This is a genomic window from Halobacterium sp. DL1, from assembly GCA_000230955.3.
Lineage (GTDB): Archaea > Halobacteriota > Halobacteria > Halobacteriales > Halobacteriaceae > Halobacterium.
Map to the genome: position 1 here is coordinate 2124488 of CP007060.1, position 18565 is coordinate 2143052.

General features: G+C 69.0%; 17 protein-coding genes and 1 tRNA gene. 4 read left to right on the forward strand and 14 right to left on the reverse strand.

Going from position 1 to position 18565, the window contains the following annotated elements:
- Window positions 1-15: 15 nt before the first annotated feature.
- The 5 genes from HALDL1_12865 to HALDL1_12885 form a co-directional block, all read right to left on the reverse strand.
- Window positions 16-1212 carry a hypothetical protein gene (locus tag HALDL1_12865; protein ID AHG05342.1) on the reverse strand — a complete coding sequence of 399 codons (1197 nt, stop codon included), beginning with the start codon at window positions 1210-1212 and terminating at the stop codon, window positions 16-18.
- Between the two features lie 67 nt (window positions 1213-1279).
- Window positions 1280-1852, reverse strand: coding sequence for a transporter (locus HALDL1_12870; GenBank protein ID AHG04389.1), 573 nt, complete (start codon window positions 1850-1852; stop codon window positions 1280-1282).
- 54 nt (window positions 1853-1906) lie between these two features.
- A complete protein-coding gene (locus HALDL1_12875) occupies window positions 1907-2962 on the reverse strand; it encodes a ribonuclease BN (protein AHG04390.1) in 1056 nt (351 codons plus the stop codon).
- 73 nt (window positions 2963-3035) lie between these two features.
- Window positions 3036-5264, reverse strand: coding sequence for an ATPase (locus HALDL1_12880; protein ID AHG04391.1), 2229 nt, complete (start codon window positions 5262-5264; stop codon window positions 3036-3038).
- A gap of 87 nt (window positions 5265-5351) precedes the next feature.
- Entirely contained in the window at window positions 5352-6113 is a 762-nt protein-coding gene (locus HALDL1_12885) for a hypothetical protein (protein AHG04392.1), read from the reverse strand.
- 254 nt (window positions 6114-6367) lie between these two features.
- On the opposite strand from HALDL1_12885, the gene HALDL1_12890 reads away from it, so the two are divergent.
- Entirely contained in the window at window positions 6368-7855 is a 1488-nt protein-coding gene (locus tag HALDL1_12890) for an ATPase AAA (protein ID AHG04393.1), read from the forward strand.
- Here the strand turns inward: HALDL1_12890 and HALDL1_12895 are convergent.
- From HALDL1_12895 to HALDL1_12915, 5 genes are read right to left on the reverse strand one after another with little or no spacing between them, the layout of a single operon-like run.
- A complete protein-coding gene (locus HALDL1_12895) occupies window positions 7852-8796 on the reverse strand; it encodes an amino acid ABC transporter permease (GenBank protein AHG04394.1) in 945 nt (314 codons plus the stop codon). The two genes, HALDL1_12890 and HALDL1_12895, sit on opposite strands and share 4 nt — an antisense overlap.
- Window positions 8793-9539, reverse strand: a complete 747-nt coding sequence (locus HALDL1_12900) for an ABC transporter (GenBank protein ID AHG04395.1) — start codon at window positions 9537-9539, stop codon at window positions 8793-8795. Before HALDL1_12900 ends, HALDL1_12895 begins: the two co-directional genes overlap by 4 nt.
- Window positions 9540-9541: 2 nt before the next feature.
- Complete coding sequence (locus HALDL1_12905) at window positions 9542-10225, reverse strand: glutamine ABC transporter substrate-binding protein (GenBank protein AHG04396.1); 684 nt, start codon at window positions 10223-10225, stop codon at window positions 9542-9544.
- A gap of 5 nt (window positions 10226-10230) precedes the next feature.
- Entirely contained in the window at window positions 10231-11022 is a 792-nt protein-coding gene (locus tag HALDL1_12910; GenBank protein AHG04397.1) for an ABC transporter substrate-binding protein, read from the reverse strand.
- A 52-nt stretch (window positions 11023-11074) separates the two neighbouring features.
- On the reverse strand, window positions 11075-11917 hold the full coding sequence (locus HALDL1_12915; protein ID AHG04398.1) for a cytochrome AA3 biosynthesis protein: 843 nt from the start codon (window positions 11915-11917) through the stop codon (window positions 11075-11077).
- A 130-nt stretch (window positions 11918-12047) separates the two neighbouring features.
- On the opposite strand from HALDL1_12915, the gene HALDL1_12920 reads away from it, so the two are divergent.
- Window positions 12048-14294 carry a malic enzyme gene (locus HALDL1_12920; GenBank protein AHG04399.1) on the forward strand — a complete coding sequence of 749 codons (2247 nt, stop codon included), beginning with the start codon at window positions 12048-12050 and terminating at the stop codon, window positions 14292-14294.
- 211 nt (window positions 14295-14505) lie between these two features.
- On the opposite strand, the gene HALDL1_12925 is transcribed toward HALDL1_12920, so the two are convergent.
- The gene (locus tag HALDL1_12925) at window positions 14506-15126 is read right to left on the reverse strand and encodes a ribonuclease H, type 1 (protein ID AHG04400.1); all 621 of its coding nucleotides are present in this window, start codon (window positions 15124-15126) and stop codon (window positions 14506-14508) included.
- A 79-nt stretch (window positions 15127-15205) separates the two neighbouring features.
- Between HALDL1_12925 and HALDL1_12930 the strand changes: the two genes are divergently transcribed.
- Both HALDL1_12930 and HALDL1_12935 read left to right on the forward strand, forming a co-directional pair.
- Entirely contained in the window at window positions 15206-15700 is a 495-nt protein-coding gene (locus HALDL1_12930; GenBank protein ID AHG04401.1) for a hypothetical protein, read from the forward strand.
- 75 nt (window positions 15701-15775) lie between these two features.
- Window positions 15776-16699: a transporter gene (locus tag HALDL1_12935; protein ID AHG04402.1), complete on the forward strand. Its 924-nt coding sequence runs from the start codon at window positions 15776-15778 to the stop codon at window positions 16697-16699.
- Window positions 16700-16708: 9 nt separating this feature from the next.
- Here the strand turns inward: HALDL1_12935 and HALDL1_12940 are convergent, their stop codons facing one another.
- The 3 genes from HALDL1_12940 to HALDL1_12950 form a co-directional block, all read right to left on the reverse strand.
- Window positions 16709-17677: an aryl-alcohol dehydrogenase gene (locus HALDL1_12940; protein AHG04403.1), complete on the reverse strand. Its 969-nt coding sequence runs from the start codon at window positions 17675-17677 to the stop codon at window positions 16709-16711.
- Window positions 17678-17737: 60 nt separating this feature from the next.
- Window positions 17738-17986, reverse strand: a complete 249-nt coding sequence (locus HALDL1_12945) for a hypothetical protein (protein ID AHG04404.1) — start codon at window positions 17984-17986, stop codon at window positions 17738-17740.
- Window positions 17987-18333: 347 nt separating this feature from the next.
- Window positions 18334-18490: transfer RNA gene (locus HALDL1_12950), tRNA-Met, on the reverse strand.
- Window positions 18491-18565 lie beyond the last annotated feature (75 nt).

Here is an 18565-nt window from a genome sequence, read left to right on the forward strand (position 1 = left end):
GCGCGCGAGTACCGTTCAGCCTCCGTCGCCGTCGAACCGCGAGAGCGAGACCGCGTCGTCGTACGCCGTCTCCTCGCCGTCCGCGAGTTGTCGGGCGACGATGGAGCCGACCGCGGGCGCGTACTGGATGCCGGCCATCGTGACCGCCAGCGCGAGGCCGTCGACGGGCGTCCGTCCCACGATGGGCTTGCCGTCGGGGGTGCTGGTCCCCACACCGACCCACTCGTCGACCAGGTCCGCGTCCGCGAGCACGGGCAACAACTGCTCGGCGGCCGCGAGCGCGGGCTCCCGGAACGCGGCGGCGTCGGTGTCGTCGACCGAGCACGGACCGTCACCGAGGTGCCGCGAGGGGTCGTCCGGGGTGTACGTCACGAGGACCGTGTCGTCGCGCTTCGGGTGGACGCCGACGCCGCTCTCGTGGGACTTGATGGCGGGCAGCGTGTACGCGAGCGGGTCGTCAAGTTCCAGCGCGAATACCGGCGAGAGTACGTGACCGACGGGGAGGTCGACGCCCGCGCGAGCGGCCAATTTCTGGTTCCACGGCCCCGCCGCACAGACGACCGCTTCGGCCTCTACCACCTCGGTTCCGGCTAGCTCCACGCCGGTCACGCCGCCGTCGTCCACGCGGACGTCCGTCACCTCCGTGTTCGTCTCGAACGTCGCACCGTGGTCCCGCGCCCGCTCCACGAACTCCATCGCGAGCGCCCGTGGTCCGAGCGTCCGGCTCTCGTCCTGCACGTAGCCGTAGTCCGGCCGGTAGAGCGCGCCCTCGGCGGATTCCACGTCGAGCGGTGGGAGCAGGAACCGCTCGTGGAGCCGCTCGCCGGGAACGTAGTCGACGAGGCTGTTGGCGTACTTCGCAGCCGCGGGCGGGTCGGGGTCCGGATCGCCTGCGGCCGCAGCGAGCGCTTCGAGGCGCCGCGCGCCGTCCGGGGACGTCGCGACGCGGAGCCGCCCCGACTGCCGGTAGCGGGGGTCGGCCTCGGGGTCGGCGAAGAACTCGTTGTACAGGCGGAACCCGTACTCCTTCAGGCGGTGGTACGGGTCCGGCCCAGCGACCCCGACCATCGCAGTCGCCCGAAACGTCGTCTCCGCAGCGAGTTCCCCCCGCTCGTAGACGACGACAGGCGCGTCCGTCCGCTCGCCGAGGTGGTAGGCGACGCTCGCCCCGACGATACCCCCGCCGACGACCACGAACGGTGCGTCCGTCATTCGTGTGCACCGTCGGACGGCGGCGTCTTAGGTACCGGGGAGGGTTCGCGGGTTTCCCGCGCGACTCCTACCGCGTTGCGGCACCGAGCACGCCGCCGAGCGCACCGAACACCACCGGGTAGACGATGCCGGCGAGCAGCACGCCGAGCGCGTACTCCACGTGGACGCTGCTGTCGCCGACCGAGTATCGGAAGGCGACCAGGCCGGCCACGGCGAGCACGAGGTATCCCACGGTGACGGTGACGCCCGCGCGGGCGCCGGACCGGGCCTCGACGGCGTCGGCGTTGCGCGCGACCACGAAGCCGGCCAGCAGTAGCAGGACGACCGGCACGAGGTACAGCAGCGTCGGGGCGTTCCCGTCCGCGACGAGGTTCCGGGCGGCCCGGCCGCTGCCGAGCGCGGGCGTCGTGAACGCCACGTTGTGCGCGTTGTAGTATAGCCAGCCGACGGCCTGCCAGACCGGAATGGGGTCGCCGCCCAGGAACTCCACGAAGGCGTTGTACGCCTGGAGGCTCTCCTCGACGGACCCCGACTGCCAGAGGTACGTGACGACGTAGCCGGCCACGTAGGCGACAGCGCCGGTCGCAGCGCCGGCTCTGATACCCGCTCGCTCCAACGGTGTCGTCTCGACAGATTCCATGGCCCGCCCTGCACGACCCGGCAGGAAGTCACTTCTGGCCGGCGGTCTGCGACCTTACTCGTCGCCCGCGTCCTCTCCGGCCGTCCAGTTGAGCGTGACCCGCCACGTCCGCTCGCCGTCGTCCGTCTCGTTCTGTTCGAGAACCTCGACGTCGCCGTCGGGTCGCTGGCGCCGCTCGGCGCCGTCCGCCCGGGGCTGCATCCCCTGGTAGTGACCGGTGAGGTCCTCGCGCAGGTCGTCGAGGTAGGCGGCCAGTTCATCGCGCCCCATTTCCTCGTCTCGCGTGGTGTCGTAGCCCGCCGCGCCCTGTCCGACGCCACCCGGCGTGCCCGAGGAGTGACCGCCGACAACGGCGTTGACCACCGCGCCGAGGAGCAACACGAACGCCGAGAAGTAGAGGTAGGTGATGACGATGACGACGCCGCCGAAGAAGCTCCCCGATCCGGGGTCGCTGAACGTGAGGTACACCTGGAACAACGCCTGGAACGCCGCCCAGCCGACCGCCGCGAAGAGGACGCCCGGGAGCACGTCCCGCCAGCCGACGTCGGCGTCGGGGAACACGTAGAAGATGGGGAAGAACGCGACCACCAGCCCCGCGACCAGCACGAGCGGCGTCAGTAGCCCGAGGTAGGGGACCGTGTCGGAGAACACCGCGAAGACGCCGCTGGCGCCGACGGTCACCACGACGGCGACGACCAGCGAGAGGAGGACCACGACGCCGTCGCGCATCTTGTCCGTGAAGCTGTTGTGCCTGGTGGTCTCGTAGATCTCAGAGAAGGCGGTATCGAGCCCGCGGAAGATCTTCAACGTCCCCCACAGCAGGACGACGAGCCCGATGAACGAGGCGCCGCCGACGGACGACTCCCCGCCGAGCAACTGCTGGACGACGTCCGCTATCGGCCCCGGCAGCCAGTTCCCCGCAGCGGTGACGATGCGGGCTTCGAGTCCCCCGCCGATGACCGACAGCACCAGGAACAGCAACACCAGCATCGGCGCCAGCGAGATGAACGCGTTGTACGCCAGTCCCGCCGCCATGAACGTGACGTTCTTCTCGGAGAACTCCGAGAACACGCGCTTGCCGAAGCGGCCCACAGTGGAGAGCCTGGACATACCTGACGTTCGCCTCGAAACTGGAAAACTCGCACGGCAGTCGTGACGGTTCGACGGGGCCGCAGGCTACCGTTCAGTCGGCCGCCGGTGCGTCGCCGGCCGACGCCGACGGTGCAGTCGGCCCGCCCGGCAGAGTGAGGTCGAGGCGGCGGAGGAACTGCGCGTTGACGGCGACGACGACGGTGCTGAGCGACATCAGCAGCGCGCCGACGGCCGGCGAGAGCAGGATACCGACTGGGGCGAGCACGCCCGCCGCGAGCGGGATGGCGAAGACGTTGTAGCCCGCCGCCCAGACGAGGTTCTCCTGCATCTTCCGGTAGCTCGCGCGGCTGAGTTTCACCAGGCGGACCACGTCCAGAGGGTTGTTCTGCACGAGCACGATGTCCGCTGACTGCACCGCGACGTCCGTGCCGCTCCCGATGGCGATGCCGACGTCGGCCCTGGTGAGCGCGGGCGCGTCGTTGACGCCATCGCCGACCATCGCCACCAGGTCCCCGCGCGCCTGGAGTTCGGCTATCTTCTCGTCCTTGTCGCCGGGCAGCACCTCGGCGAAGTAAGTCTCGATGCCGAGTTCCGCGGCGACGGCGCGGGCGACGTCTTTGGAGTCGCCGGTCAGCATCGCGACGTCGACGCCGAGGTCGTGGAGCGCGTCGACGGCCCGGCGGCTCTCCTCCCGGATGACGTCCGCGAGCGCGAACGCTGCGACCACGCTGTCCTCGCCGCGCACGAGGTAGACGACCGTCTGGGCGTTCTCGCCGGCCCGCGTGGCGAACTCGGCGAGCGGCGTCGGCGGGTCGACGCCGAGTTCGTCGAGGAGGTTCGGCCCCCCGACGTACACCGTCTCGCCGTCGACGCGAGCGCGGGCGCCCCTTCCCTTGATGGCCTCGAACCCGCTGGCTGCGGGCGGTTGCAGGCCGCGGTCGGCCGCCCCCTCCCGGATGGCGCGGGCGATCATGTGCTCGGAATCCGCTTCGACGGCCGCGGCGAGTTCGAGCGCGTCCTCCTCGTCGATGCCCTGGGTCTCGACGGCCACGAGGCCCTGCTCGCCCTCCGTGAGCGTCCCCGTCTTGTCGAAGACGACCGTGTCGAGGTCGCGGGCCTGCTCCATCGCGACGCGGTCCCGGACGAGCATCCCGTTGCGCGCGGCCAGCGACGTGTTGATGGCGACGACGAGCGGGACCGCGAGACCCAGCGCGTGCGGACAGGCGATGACGAGCACGGTGACGACGCGCTCGACGACCGTCGCGTCGAACTCGACGGCGAGCGTCCACGCGACGGCGGTGACGGCCGCGGCGCCGACGGCGACGTAGAACAGCCACCCTGCCGCGCGGTCGGCGAGCGCCTGGGTCCGCGACTTGCTCTGCTGGGCTTCCTCCACGAGGCGCATGATGCCCGCCAGCGCGCTGTCGTCGCCGACCGCGGTGATGCGGACGCGGAGGCTCCCGTCGCCGTTGACGGTGCCCCCGACCACCTCGTCGCCGGGCGCCTTCGACACCGGCTTCGACTCGCCGGTGATCATCGCCTCCGTCACGTCAGACTCCCCCTCCTCGACGACGCCGTCCGCCGGCACGCTCGCGCCTGGCCGGACGAGCACGAGGTCGCCGGCGTCCAGGTCGCCGACGGCCACCTCCTCGGTCCCCGCGTCGGTGATACGCTCGGCGGTGTCGGGGAGGAGCTTCGCCAGTTCGTCGAGCGCGCCGGAGGCCCGGCGCACGCTGCGCATCTCGATCCAGTGGCCCAGCAGCATGATGACGACGAGCGTCACCAGTTCCCAGAAGAACCCCGTCAGCCCCTCGACGAAGACGCTGACGAGGCTGTAGGCGAACGCCACGGAGATGGCCATCGAGATGAGCGTCATCATCCCCGGCTCCCGCGAGCGCATCTCCGGGACGGCCATCCGGAGGAACGGGACGCCGCCGTACGCGAAGACGACGACGGCGAACAGCGGGCCGACCCACTCGCTGCCGGGGAACGCGGGCGCGGAGAACCCGAGCCACTCCTGGAGCATCTCGCTGTACGCCAGTACGGGAACCGAGAGGACCAGACAGACGAAGAAGCGCCGCCGGAACAGCTGTTCGTGTCCGGCGTGCATCCCGCCGCCGTGGTCCCCGTGGCCGCTCGTCTCCCCGTGAGCGCCGCCTCCCGCGTGGCCGCCACCCGCGTGGGGCTCGCCGTGGCCGACGGCGTGCTCCGACGGACCTGCCGCGTCTCTCGCCGTGCCCTCCTCCTCCAGCATGCGCTGTTCGGTGCGGTCGGTCTGGTCGTCGTCCCCGCCACCGTGGGTGTGTTCGTGGTCGTCCATCGGTCGGTGCGCTGGTAGCGCCTACGCTGGCCAGTCACATTGCTTCCGGGGGCGTCCCCTGCAGCACCGGAAGCAACGGTGCCGGCGTTACGGGTCGACGCGGACGTCGAACTGCGCCGTCGTGAGGACTCCCTCGGGCCTCGCCTGGAGGAACAGCCGGTACCGTCCCGGGGTGGGAAACCGCGCGGCGAACTCGACGCGTCCGCCGTCGAGCGCACTCGCCTCCGGGTGGACGTGGAGGTACGCCAGGTCGCCCTCACGGAGCGCCACGAGGTGTCCGAGCGCGCCGAGGTACTCGCCGAGTTCTCCGACCGGGTCGCCGTCGCGCCGCAGTTCGAACGACAGCGTAGTGCGCTCCCCGGGCGCAACCTCGTCGGCGAGCAGTTCGACCTCGTAGTCGCCAGCCGTCGTCTGCCGCGAGGCGTCGGGTCGCGGGGCCACGTCCGCTGGGCCGGCGGCAAAGAGGTCGAACCCGAGCGTTGTCGGGGTGCCGTCGACGACGATGTCGACGAACGCGCGGTACACACCCGGGTCCGGGAGCGCGAACTCCTCGACGCGCCACGTGCCGTCGCCGTCCAGTTCGGGGTGGCGGTGCTGGAAGCGGGTCAGGTCCCGGCGGACCACGACGAGGTGGCTGGGGCGGCCGTGGGCCGCCTCGAAGTCGGTCACCGCCTCCCCGTCCTCGTCGACGACGCGGAACGTCCACTCCGTGGGCGTCCCCGGGTCGAAGCGCGTCTCGGACGGGACGAGTCGGAGGCCGTCCGCGGCGACCGCTAGACCGCCTGGTGCAGCGTGCCCGTCCGGTCCGTACCCCCGTGGACTGCCGCCGTGGGTCGAGTGGTCCTCCACGGGTGCTAGTACTCGCCGGACCCTCAACGAGTTTGGGGCGCACTGCTTGTCATGGTCCCGTCGAGGGTCGCTCCGCAACCACCAAACGCGGCTCACGGGTCACTTCGTTCCCCGTTCGCTCATCCCGTTGTCCTCCTTCCAGTCGGACAACGCGGGTCACGGCTCACTTCGTTCACCGTTCACAGTAACGTGGGCTCGCTTCGCTCCCCACGCGCTCCGCAACCACTAAACGCACCTCGCACCTTCCTCCGCTAATGACCGACTGGACGGAGAAGTACCGGCCGTCCTCGCTCTCGGAGGTGCGCGGGAACAACAAGGCCCGCGACGCCCTGCGGGAGTGGGCGGACACGTGGGCGGACCACGGGGAGGCGGCGATCCTCCACGGGAGTCCCGGTATCGGGAAGACGTCGGCCGCCCACGCGCTCGCGGCGGACGAGGGCTGGGACGTGGTGGAACTGAACGCCTCCGACCAGCGCACCGCAGACGTCGTCGAGCGGGTCGCCGGCGAGGCCGCGAAGTCCGGCACGCTCACCGGCGGCTCCGGCGGCCGGAAACTCGTCGTGATGGACGAGGCGGACAACCTCCACGGCAACGTCGACAGGGGTGGCTCGGCGGCCATCACGCGGCTCGTCAAGGAGGCCACCCAGCCCATCGTCCTCATCGCCAACGAGTACTACGACATGAGCAACGGGGTCCGGAACGCCTGCCGGGACATCGAGTTCCGGGACGTCTCGAAGCGCTCCATCGTCCCCGTCCTCCGGGACATCTGCCGGCGCGAGGACGTGGCGTACGACGACGAGGCCCTGGAGGCCATCGCCGAGCAGAACTCGGGGGACCTCCGGTCGGCGGTCAACGACCTGCAGGCGCTTGCGGAGACGTCCCGGAAGCTCACCGTCGACGACGTTGTGATGGGCGAGCGGGACCGCTCGGAGGGCGTCTTCGACTTCCTCGACGCGCTCATCAAGACCCACGGCGCCCAGGACGCACTCGAAGCGGCCTACGACGTCGACGAGACGCCCGACGACCTCATCAACTGGGTCGAGGACAACGTCCCGAAGGACTACTACGGCGAGGAACTCGCGGTCGCCTACGAGTTCCTCTCGAACGCGGACGTCTGGCTCGGCCGCGTCCGGGCGACCCAGGAGTACTCCTACTGGCGGTACGCGACGGACAACATCGCTGGTGGTGTGGCGGCCGCGCGGCGGAACGACCACGGCGGCTGGACGCGTTACGGCCCGCCGTCGTACTGGCGGAAGCTCGGCAGTTCGCGGGCGACCCGGGAGAAGCGAGACTACGTCGCGCGCCACATCGCGGACACCGCGGGCTGTAGCATGGCGACGGCGCGCAGCGAGGTACTCCCGTTCCTCGCGGTGATGACCCACCACTGCAAGAACCGGGAGCTGACGGTGGCGATGACGGCGGCCTACGACCTCGACGCCGAGCACGTCTCGTTCGTCACGGGGTCGGGGAAGACGACGAACAAAGTGGAGTCAATCGTCGAGGACGCCCGGGAACGCCGCGAGCAGGAGGCCGTCGACCACTCCGGGGGCGCCTTCGAGGGCGCGACCCGCGACGCGGACGCGGCCGTCTTCGGTAGTGAGGAGGAGGACGCAGACGCGGGCGACGACGCGGACGCTGAGGAGGACGACGTGCTCACTGACGACGAGAGTGAGTCGGTCGAAGAACAGGCTGCGGCCGCGGAGGCCGACGACGACCAGTCGGGGCTCGACGAGTTCTTCTAGTTCCCCGACGTCCGGCCGCCCGCAGAGCCGCCAACGCCCGGGACGGCGACCTGCTTGCGCACCCACTCCATCGTCGTCGTCGCTGAGAGGACGAGCAGGATGTAGACGACCGCGGCAAGCAGGAAGAGGTCCAGGAACCGGTAGTTCTGGTAGGCGGTGCTCTCGGCGATCTCGTACAGCTCGGTGACGGTGATGAACGACGCCAGCGAGGAGTACTTCACGAGGTAGACGAGTTCGTTCGTCCACGACGGGATGGCGTACCGGAGCGCCTGCGGGAGCACGACGTAGCGGATTCCCCCGACCTGCGAGAGGCCGATGGACCGCGCGGCGGTGAGCTGGCCGGTTGGGACGCTCTCGATGGCGCCGCGGATGTACTCGGCCTGGTAGGCGGCGCTGTTGATGGTGAAGCCGACGACGGCCACCCAGACGGCCTGGGCGGGCACGATGCCGGTGCCGACGAACGGCACCTCGGCGAACCAGCGGGACAGCGGGAGCGCGTAGTAGAGCACGAACAGCTGGGCGAGTAGCGGCGTCCCGCGGATGAGTTCGATGAAGCCGAGCGCGAGCCAGCCCGAGACGCGCCCGTAGACGCGGGCTGCCGCCAGCGGCACCGCGATGAAGATGCCGAAGAAGATGCCCAGCACCGTCAGCACGACGGTGAGCCACGCGCCCGCGGCGAACGCCGGGAGGTACTCCGCGGCGAACGAGATGGAGCCGAGCAGGTTCGCCACCCACCCGATGGGGGCACCGATGAGGCCGAGGCCGACCGCCGACTCGCGCAGCGCGGCGGCCGCCTCGGCGAACGGGGCCGGCGGGACGAACGGCTCCCCCTGCTCGACGATGACGCCGCCGAACCAGTCGTTGAGCAGGCGCAGGGAGAACCAGAACCAGAACACCGCGAGGATGGCGTTCCGGCCGAGCCGCTGGGTGAGCCGTCTCATTGCCCGCCGTGGAGCTCCGTGAGTCGACTGAGGAACGCCGCGGTGCGGTCCTTCTCGGGGCGTTCGAACAGCTGTTCGGGCGGGCCGTGCTCGACGAGCCGACCGTCCTCGAGGAACATGATGTCGGTGGCGGCCTGGCGGGCGAACCCCATCTCGTGGGTGACGACGAGCATCGTCATTCCCTCCTCGGCGAGGTCACGCATCACGCTCAGGACGTCGCCGATGAGTTCGGGGTCGAGCGCCGACGTCGGCTCGTCGAACAGCATCAGCTTGGGGTCCATCGCGAGCGCGCGGGCGATGCCGACTCGCTGCTTCTGACCGCCGGAGAGTTCGGCGGGGTAGGAGTCGGCCTGCTCGGCGAGGCCGACGCGCTCGAGTTCCTCGAGCGCGCGCTCGGAGGCCTCCTCCTTGGAAAACTCCCTGACGCGGCGCAGTCCGAGGGAGACGTTCTTCTTCGCGGTCAGGTGCGCGAACAGGTTGAAGTCCTGGAACACCATCCCGACCTGCCGGCGGAGGTCGTTCTGGTCCATCGCGTAGATGGACTCGCCGTCGAGGACGATGTCGCCGTCGTCGATGTCGGTCAGGCGATTGATACAGCGGAGCATCGTGGACTTCCCCGAGCCCGAGGGGCCGACGAGCACCTGCACGTCCTGGCGGTCCATGTCGAAGGAGATGCCTTCGAGGACCTCCTCGTCGCCGTAGCTCTGGTGGACGTCCTCGACGCGGAGTAGTGGGTCTGTCATGGTTAGTTGCCTCCGGGGATGGCGACGCGCCTGTTGAGCGCCTCGATGCCGCGGTTGACCGTCACCGTCAGCACGAAGTAGATGAGCGACGCCGCCAGGAACACTTCGAGCGCGGCCGACGTCTGCAGCGAGAAGAGGTCGTAGCTCCGCTTCAGGAGTTCGGCCACGCCGATGGCGTAGGCGATGCTGGTGTCTTTCAGCACGATGGTGAACTCGTTCTGGAAGCCGGGCACCGAGCGCCGCAGCGCCTGGGGCAGGACGACGTGTCGGATGGCGCCGAGTTTCGAGAGGCCGACGGAGCGCGCGGCCTCCATCTGGCCGCCGCCGACGCTCTCGATGGCGCCACGGAAGATCTGGCTCTGGTAGGCCGCCGACCGCACGCCCAGCGCCAGCGTCGCCGCGAGGAACGCCGGCGAGACGCCGGCAGCGAAGTACGTCAGCGCGATGATGACGAGAATCGGGGTCCCGCGAATGGCGACGCCGAGCGGTCGCACGACGCCCTTCGAGTACCGCCCGCCGTAGGCTTCGACGATGCCCGCCGGGAGGCCGAGGACGAACCCGAGCACGATGCTGAAGAACGTCAGCAGGATGGCGAGTCTGGTGCCCGCGATGAAGAACTCCCGCTGGCGCCAGACGAACTCCCAGTCGCCGACCCCCGCCTGGAGGACGAACTGCGTCGGGTCCATCGCCGTTACTCGCTAGCGAACCACTTCTCGGTCAGGTTATCGTACGTGCCGTCCTCGCGGACGGCCGCGAGCCCGTCGTTGAGCGCGGTCTGGAGTTCGGAGGCGTTCTCGCGTACGCCGAAGCCGTACTCCTCGCCGGTCTGGATGGTGAACGCGATGACGACGTTGCGGTTGGAGACGAACGTCTCCGCGACCGGTGTGTCCACGATGACGGCGTCCGTGTTGCCGTTCGTGAGGTCCTCGACGGCGAGCACGTAGTTGCCGTAGGTGGTCGCCTGGGAGCTGCTGATGGTGCCGTCGTCGACCAGCATCTGCATCTGGTCGGCGCCCGTGGTCCCCGACTGGGCCCCGATGGGGCGGTCAGCCAGGTCCTCGACCGAACCCGGCTGGAAGTCGCCACCCTCCCGCACGAGGACGGCCTGGTTCGCGTCGTAGTACGGGTTCGTGAAGTCGATGGTCTCGTCACGCTCGTCGTTGATGGTCATCGCCGCCGCGATGACGTCGATGCGGTCGTTGTCGAGGGCGGTGATGAGCTGACCGAACTCCAGGTCCTCCCACTCGCCGAGCGTGTAGTCGGTCTGCTCGACGACAGCCGACAGCAGGTCGACGTCGAAGCCGACGAGTTCGCCACTCTCGTTGACGAACTCGAACGGCGGGAAGCCGGAGGCAGTGCCGGGGACGATGGTGTTCTCGCCACCGCCGCCGCTGCCGGTGAGCTCCGAACAGCCCGCGACAGAGAGTGCAACGCCCGTTCCGCCGACGCTCTTGAGGAACGTCCGCCTGTTGAGTTCAGACATGATATGTTCGTAAGACGGCGCGTGGTTTAAAACCCCTCGAACGACGCCGTCCTCAGGAGTTCTCCACGCCGGCTCTGCCCGGCGCGGCGGTCGGCTTCCCGTAGACGACCGCGACGAACAGTACCCCGACGCCAGCGGCGAGCGCGTAGTACGTGACCTGGACGGTCGTGGAGAACTGGACGATGCCGGTGCCGAGCAGCACCTGGACGGTGACGAGGACTGTCGCGAGCCCCATCAGCGCCGCGCCGCGGTCGGCACCCCGCCGGAGCGCCCGGACGCAGGCGACCAGCGCCGCGGTGAACACGAGCAACTCGAAGAAGTGGTGGGTCAACTGGACGCGGGTGCCGTAGGCCGCGAACAGCGTGTTCCGGGAGAAGGCGAGTTCGAGCGGGAGCAGCGCGAGGCCGGCCAGCGCCGCGGTGCGGACGCGCCCGAGACCAACGCCGGCCACCTCTCTGATCCGGATCGTGGTGTAGACGAGCGTGCCGAAGATGGCGAGGGCGGCGAGGTGGTGGACGGCCTGCGTGAGCGGCATGTACCCCCACGGGAGCAGGCCGCTGAACGTCACGGTGGTGCCGCCCAGAATCACCGTCAGCGGCAGGAGGACGACGGCGAGCACGCCGCCGAGTTGAATGTCGCGCTCGTCGAAGCGGCGCCACGCCACGACGCCCGTGCCGACGATGAAGAAGCCAACGACCATCGCGACGGCGCGGTGGAACCACTCGATGAAGTCGTGGAGCGGCAGGCCGAACGGGAGCAGTTGTCCGTTGCAGTACGGCCACTCCAGACCGCAGGTCGCGCCGGACCCGGAGACGGCGGTGAACTCACCCAGCAGGATGAGGACGAACGTGAGCGCGGTCGTCACGGCCGCGAGATAGTACGAGCGGCGAGCCATATCCAGAACTTTCGGCTGTCGGTACGTATGCGTGTCGTCTCGCGCGCGACCCCCGGAGTTCGACGTCCGACGAATCCGGCTTCGACGCGTTGGGACAGGCTTTTGCCGGTAGCCGCGGCACGAGTAGAACATGGGACTGGACGAAGACGCGCTGGACTACCACGCCAGCGACCCGCCAGGGAAACTCGAGATCGCGACGACGAAGCCGACGAACACGCAGCGGGACCTCTCGCTGGCGTACTCGCCCGGCGTGGCCGCGCCGTGCCTGGAAATCGCCGACGACCCCGAGAACGCGTTCAAGTACACCGCGAAGGGGAACCTCGTCGGCGTCGTGTCGAACGGCTCGGCGGTGCTCGGCCTCGGCGACATCGGCGCCCAGGCCTCCAAGCCGGTCATGGAGGGGAAGGGAGTGCTGTTCAAGCGGTTCGCGGACATCGACGTCTTCGACATCGAACTCGACCAGCAGGACGCCGCGGACATCATCGAGTCCGTCAACGCGATGGAGCCGACGTTCGGCGGCATCAACCTCGAGGACATCAAGGCGCCGGAGTGCTTCGAGATCGAGGACCGCCTCCGCGAGAAGATGGACATCCCGGTGTTCCACGACGACCAGCACGGCACCGCTATCATCTCCGGGGCGGCGCTTTTGAACGCCGTGGAGATCTCCGGGAAGGACATCTCGGAGGTCGAGGTCGTCTTCTCGGGCGCCGGCGCCTCCGCCATCGCCAGCGCGCGCTTTTACGTCAGTCTCGGCGTCCAGCGGGAGAACATCACGATGTGTGACTCCTCGGGCATCATCACCGAGGACCGCGACGTCAACGAGTTCAAAGAGGAGTTCGCCCAGCCCGGCGAGGGCGGCGACCTCGCGGACGCGATGGATGGCTCGGACGTGTTCGTCGGTCTCTCCGTCGGTGGTATCGTCAGCGAGGAGATGGTCCAGTCGATGACCGCGGACCCCATCGTGTTCGCGATGGCGAACCCGGACCCCGAGATCGACTACGAGGCCGCGAAGAACGCCCGCGACGACACCGTCATCATGGCGACCGGGCGCTCGGACTACCCCAACCAGGTGAACAACGTCCTCGGCTTCCCGTTCATCTTCCGGGGCGCACTCGACGTGCGCGCCACCGACATCAACGAGAAGATGAAGGTCGCGTGCGCGGAGGCGCTCGCCGACCTCGCGAAGCAGGACGTCCCCGACGAGGTCGTGAAGGCCTACGGCGACCAGCCCCTGCAGTTCGGCTCCGAGTACATCATCCCGAAACCGCTCGACCCGCGCGTACTGTTCGAGGTGGCGCCCGCCGTCGCGCGCGCCGCCCAGGACTCGGGCGTCGCTCGCCGCGAACTCGACCTCGAGGACTACCGCGAGAAACTCGAGGCGCGCCTCGGGAAGTCCCGCGAGATGATGCGCATCGTCCTCAACAAGGCCAAGAGCGACCCGAAGCGCGTGGCGCTCGGCGAGGGCGACGACGAGAAGATGATCCGCGCGGCCTACCAGATGGCCGAGGAGGGCATCGCCGAGCCCGTGCTCATCGGCGACCGCGAGACCATCCACGGCATCGTCGAGGGGCTGGGCCTCCAGTTCGAGCCCGAGATCGTCGACCCCGACGAGGGCGACCACGAGGAGTACGCCGAACAGCTGTACGAACTCCGCCAGCGCAAGGGCATCACGGAGAGCGAGGCCGAGTCGCTCGTGAAACGCGACCCCAACTACCTCGGTTCCACGATGGTGCGAGCCGGCGACGCCGACGCCTTCCTCACGGGCCTGATGCACCACTACCCGAGCGCGCTCCGCCCGCCGCTGCAGGTCGTCGGCACGGCGCCGGACGCCGACTACGTCGCGGGCGTCTACATGCTGACGTTCAAGAACCGCGTCGTCTTCTGCGCGGACACCACCGTCAATCAGGACCCCGACGAGGAGGTGCTCGCGGAGGTCGCCCAGCACACGGCGGACCTCGCCCGGCGGTTCAACGTCGACCCGCGCGTCGCGATGCTGTCGTACTCGAACTTCGGCAGCGTCGACAACGAGGGCACCCGGAAGCCCCGGCACGCCGCACGGATGCTCCGCGAGGACCCGGACGTCGACTTCCCCGTCGACGGCGAGATGCAGGCCGACACCGCCGTCGTCGAGGACATCCTCGGGGGCACCTACGAGTTCTCGGAACTCGACGACCCCGCGAACGTGCTCATCTTCCCGAATCTGGAGTCGGGCAACATCGGCTACAAGCTGCTCCAGCGCCTCGGCGGCGCTGACGCCATCGGCCCGATGCTGGTCGGCATGGACAAGCCCGTCCACGTCCTCCAGCGGGGCGACGAGGTGAAGGACATCGTGAACCTCGCCGCCGTCGCCGTCGTCGACGCACAGCAGAACGAATGACGTAGCGGTATCTCGTTCCCCCATTTTCGGTTGCCGGTAGCCATCAGAAGACCAGCACCAGTGCGCGGAGCGCACTGTTCACCGCGCGAACGAAGTGAGCGTGGGCCGACGACTGTACGAAGCGAAGCGAAGTGAAGGAGGAGTGCTTTTTCCGCAAGTTTTTGCCGAGCGGGGGTCGCTACGCGACCCCCCGCAGCGCAAAAAGTGGGTTTTAGTCGCCGACGCGGCGGTCTGCCCGCGAGGGCGGCGGAATCTGCGGGTCGGACTCCGACACCTCCGGGAGCAGACAGCGCGCGGGTTCCTGGTTGACGTGTGCGTACTGGCCCGGTTCGTTCGCGAGGACGTGGGCCGGGTTGTGCTTGCTGTCGACCTGCGCGGCGCGGAGTTCGTCGAAGCCCACGACCCGGGCGCGGATGCCCCGCCAGTGGTGCTCCGCGGACGCCGGGACGGTGAACTGCTTGAGCGGACGGTAGTCCCGCGTGCGAGAGGCGAGCATCGCGGCGTTCACGTTGCCCGCGAGGTTGTTGTGGTCGACGAGGACCCCGACGCTCGCGTTCGCCGGTGCGCGGTGGGCGAGCGTGTCGAGGCCGAGGTGGAGCGCGCGGTACTCGGCGACGTTGTTGTTCGGCGCCTCGTCGGGCACCGAGAGTCGTGCTACCCGTTCGCCGTCCCGTGCTTCGATGATGACGCCCAGGCCGCTCCCGTCGCTGGCGTAGGAGCCGTCGGTGGCGACGTAGAAGTCCCGTCGATGGGAGCGCGGCGGGTGGGCGATGTGCGGCGTCGGGGAGTCGTCGAACAGGTCGCGGAGATTTGACCGGCCCACGATGGCCATACTACTGTTTTTCCGCGCCGGCACTTAAGCAGTGCGCCGATACCAAAACGATACGTGGCGGGCCCGCGACCCTCCACGTATGCAGGCACGTGACCTGATGACGGCTGACGTCGAGACAGTCCACGAGGACGAGGAGGTCAGCGAGGTGCTCCGGAAGCTCGCCCGCCGGGACTTCACCGGCTTCCCCGTGGTGGACGACGCGGACCGACTCGTCGGCGTCGTCACCCAGCGGGACATGGTGGAGTTGTTCCAGCCGAAAGACCGCACCATCTGGATTCCCATCGGCCTCCCGCCGTTCCTCGAGTCCCTGGAGTACGGGTTCGACCTCTCGTGGGACGAACTGGAGTCGGAACTTGACCTTGCGCGCCACGCCGGCAAGCCGATTCGGAAGATCATGACGACGGACGTGCTCACCGTCGAACCGGACGCCAGCATGGACGACGTGCTCGCGATTCTCGCCTCCGACGACCGCGACGTGAACCGCGTTCCCGTCGTCGAGGGCGAGACGCTCGTCGGCCTCGTCACGCGCGAGGACGTCCTGCGCGCGCTCCACGCGGAGCGAAGCGGGGCGTGAGGACGCCGCGCCGAGGCGGCGGCAAGACGTGCCCGGCTTCGAAAGCGTAAACGTGCTCGCGAGCGGACTCTCGGCGTGACCAACTACCGGGACGCCCTCCTGTTCCTCGCGCTCGCGGCGGTCTGGGGGTCGGCGTTCGTCGCGATCAAGGCCGGCCTCCGCGCGGGCTTCGAACCCGTGCTGTTCGCGGCCGTCCGCTACGACATCGCCGGCGTGGTGATGCTCGCCTACGCTGCGCACGTCACCGACCAGTGGCGTCCGCACTCGCGGGCGGACTGGACTGCTGTCGGCATCGCTGCCGTGTTCATGATTGCGGCCTACCACGCCTTGCTCTTCGTCGGCGAGACGAGTCCTGACGTGTCGAGCGCCGCCGCCGCGGTGCTCGTCAGCCTCAGCCCCGTCCTCACCACGGGGTTCGCGCGGGCGTTCCTCCCCTCCGAACGGCTCTCCGTCGTCGGCGTCCTCGGCCTCCTGCTCGGTCTCGTCGGCGTCGTCGTGCTGTCGGACCCGAACCTCTCGAACCTGCTCGGGGAGAGCACCGTCGGCGAACTGCTCGTCTTCCTCGCCGCGGCGTGTTTCGCGCTCGGGAGCGTGCTCACCCAGCGCGTCGACGACGACCTCTCGATCGAGACGCTGGAGGCGTGGGCGATGATTCTGGGCGCCGGCCTCATGCACGTCGTCAGCCTCGGCGCGGGCGAGACCCAGTCGATTCCCCTCGATGGCGACGCGCTGTGGGCGCTCGCGTACCTCTCGCTGGCCGCCAGCGCCGTCGGCTTCCTGATCTACTTCCAGCTGCTCGACCGCCTCGGCGCCATCGAGATCAACCTGGTGAGCTACGTCGCGCCGGTCTTCGCCGCGGTCGGCGGCCTCTACGTCACGAACGAGCCGGTCACCCCCAACGTGGTGGTCGGGTTCGTCGTCATCTTCGCCGGGTTCTGCCTGCTGAAGCGCCGGGCGCTCGCCGACGAACTCGGGAAGGTCCGGGCGACGTGGGCGTAGAACGGAGCGCTACTTCGCGTCGGCGATGCGCTGGAACTGCTCGTCGGTGAGGTCGATGTCCGCGGCGTCCAGGTTCTCGCGGAGCTGCTCGGGCGTCCGCGCCCCGGTGATGGGTGCGGTGACGCTGTCGTGGTGGACCAGCCACGCGAGCGCGGTCTGGGCCGGGGACGCACCGACCTCCCCCGCGACGGCCTCGACCTCCTCGAGGGCGTCGAAGTTCTCGGGGGTGAGGTAGGAGTCGACGAACTGCTGGTCGGTGGCGCCCCGGGTCCCCTCCGGGGGCTCCTCGCCGCGGCTGTACTTCCCGGTGAGGAACCCGCCCGCGAGCGGCGACCACGGCACGACGCCAACGTCGTAGTCCACGCACATCTCGAGGTAGTTCCCCTCTACCTCGCGGTTGACGGCGTTGAACCGGGGCTGGGCGACGGTGAACGGCTCGTACCCCTCGCGGCGCGCGATCTCGTTTGCCTTCGCGACCTTCCAGGCGTTCGGCTCGAACGTCGACGTGCCGAGGTAGTTGACCTCGCCGTCGCGGACGAAGCCGTCGAGCGTTCGCATGAACTCGCGTGCGGGCGTGTCGTCGTCCCAGCGGTGGATGTAGAGGAGGTCGACGTAGTCCGTGCCGAGGCGGTCGAGGATCTCGTCGACGTTGTTCCGGAGGTGCTTGCGGTTGAGGCCGCGGCCGTTCGGGTCGTCGCGGGTCGGCCAGTAGATCTTCGAGGCGACGACGAACTCCTCGCGGTCGCGGTCGGCGAGCCAGTCGCCGATGTACTGCTCGGCGCGGCCGGCGCCGTACATGTCCGCGGTGTCGATGAAGCGGCCGCCGGCGTCGGCGTACGCGTCGAGCAGTTCGTGCGCTCGCTCGCGGCCGACCTCGACGTCGCCGTCGTCGTTCTCCCGGCCGAACCGCCAGGTGCCGAACGCGATTTCGGAGACCTTGAGGCCGGTGCGGCCGAGCGGAACGGAGTCGAGACCCATGCGAGACGGGAGGAGAGCGGCGGTGTTAAGCGGTGCGTCTTCGGGTGACGGCGCGGTCGGTTACTCGTCGGTGCGGTGCCGGCTGCCGAGCAGGAGCGCGACCACGTGGGCCGCGACCAGGCCGGCGAGCGCAGTCTGTTCGGCCGGCGATGTCGGGCCGGAGACGACCAGCGGGAGGTAGAGGAACGGGAGGGCGACGGCCGACCAGAAGCCGACGACTTCGAGGGGCTTCAGGACCGTCGCGGACGCTGGCGTCGAAACGGCGTCCGATGCGGCCTCGGCGAGAGCGGAGCGGGAGGGGGTTGACATCAGGAGTTCACCTCGTCATCACAGTGTACTGGCGGCGCCACCATATAGGGGGCCGACCGTTGGAATCGTTTCATCCCGATTCAGTTCGTCAGCCGCGAAGTAACCTCAGTTTAGAACGTGTTTGAAACCGTTTAGACGTTTTATCGAGCCCGCGGAACGCTTCTCGTAGATATCGGAGTTTTCCGGCCAGTTTGCCCGCGTCGGACGCTAGTCAGCCGCTAGCACGCCTCCCGTACGCTCGCACCCACCCCATCAAAGTACGTTGACATGTAGGCCGATTTGGCCCACTCGTTTCCTTCAGAAGATGGAGAGCCAGGGCTCACTTCCAGTGTACGTCTCGCGCAGAATGCCCGGGGAGGGTTTTGAACCCTCGATCTCCGCATGTCCCAGGTTCGAGGCTCGGCGGGCCTCGCGGACATGCCGAACAACCACGTGGCGTGGGTTGCCGCACCGAAGCTCGGAACCCTATGAGTGCGGCGCTATGACCAGCTAAGCCACCCGGGCGCAGTTGCCGCTAGGCGGAGCCCATTCTTTAACGTTCTCATCTGCAGTGGCCACCCGTCGGGTTTAAGCCGAGGC

Bases quoted from the DNA above. Each gene is read 5' to 3' on its own strand.
- HALDL1_12865 (AHG05342.1), bottom strand. From the start codon at position 1,212: ATGACGGACGCACCGTTCGTGGTCGTCGGCGGGGGTATCGTCGGGGCG.
- HALDL1_12870 (AHG04389.1), bottom strand. From the start codon at position 1,852: ATGGAATCTGTCGAGACGACACCGTTGGAGCGAGCGGGTATCAGAGCC.
- HALDL1_12875 (AHG04390.1), bottom strand. From the start codon at position 2,962: ATGTCCAGGCTCTCCACTGTGGGCCGCTTCGGCAAGCGCGTGTTCTCG.
- HALDL1_12880 (AHG04391.1), bottom strand. From the start codon at position 5,264: ATGGACGACCACGAACACACCCACGGTGGCGGGGACGACGACCAGACC.
- HALDL1_12890 (AHG04393.1), top strand. From the start codon at position 6,368: ATGACCGACTGGACGGAGAAGTACCGGCCGTCCTCGCTCTCGGAGGTG.
- HALDL1_12895 (AHG04394.1), bottom strand. From the start codon at position 8,796: ATGAGACGGCTCACCCAGCGGCTCGGCCGGAACGCCATCCTCGCGGTG.
- HALDL1_12900 (AHG04395.1), bottom strand. From the start codon at position 9,539: ATGACAGACCCACTACTCCGCGTCGAGGACGTCCACCAGAGCTACGGC.
- HALDL1_12905 (AHG04396.1), bottom strand. From the start codon at position 10,225: ATGGACCCGACGCAGTTCGTCCTCCAGGCGGGGGTCGGCGACTGGGAG.
- HALDL1_12910 (AHG04397.1), bottom strand. From the start codon at position 11,022: ATGTCTGAACTCAACAGGCGGACGTTCCTCAAGAGCGTCGGCGGAACG.
- HALDL1_12915 (AHG04398.1), bottom strand. From the start codon at position 11,917: ATGGCTCGCCGCTCGTACTATCTCGCGGCCGTGACGACCGCGCTCACG.
- HALDL1_12920 (AHG04399.1), top strand. From the start codon at position 12,048: ATGGGACTGGACGAAGACGCGCTGGACTACCACGCCAGCGACCCGCCA.
- HALDL1_12925 (AHG04400.1), bottom strand. From the start codon at position 15,126: ATGGCCATCGTGGGCCGGTCAAATCTCCGCGACCTGTTCGACGACTCC.
- HALDL1_12930 (AHG04401.1), top strand. From the start codon at position 15,206: ATGCAGGCACGTGACCTGATGACGGCTGACGTCGAGACAGTCCACGAG.
- HALDL1_12940 (AHG04403.1), bottom strand. From the start codon at position 17,677: ATGGGTCTCGACTCCGTTCCGCTCGGCCGCACCGGCCTCAAGGTCTCC.
- HALDL1_12945 (AHG04404.1), bottom strand. From the start codon at position 17,986: ATGTCAACCCCCTCCCGCTCCGCTCTCGCCGAGGCCGCATCGGACGCC.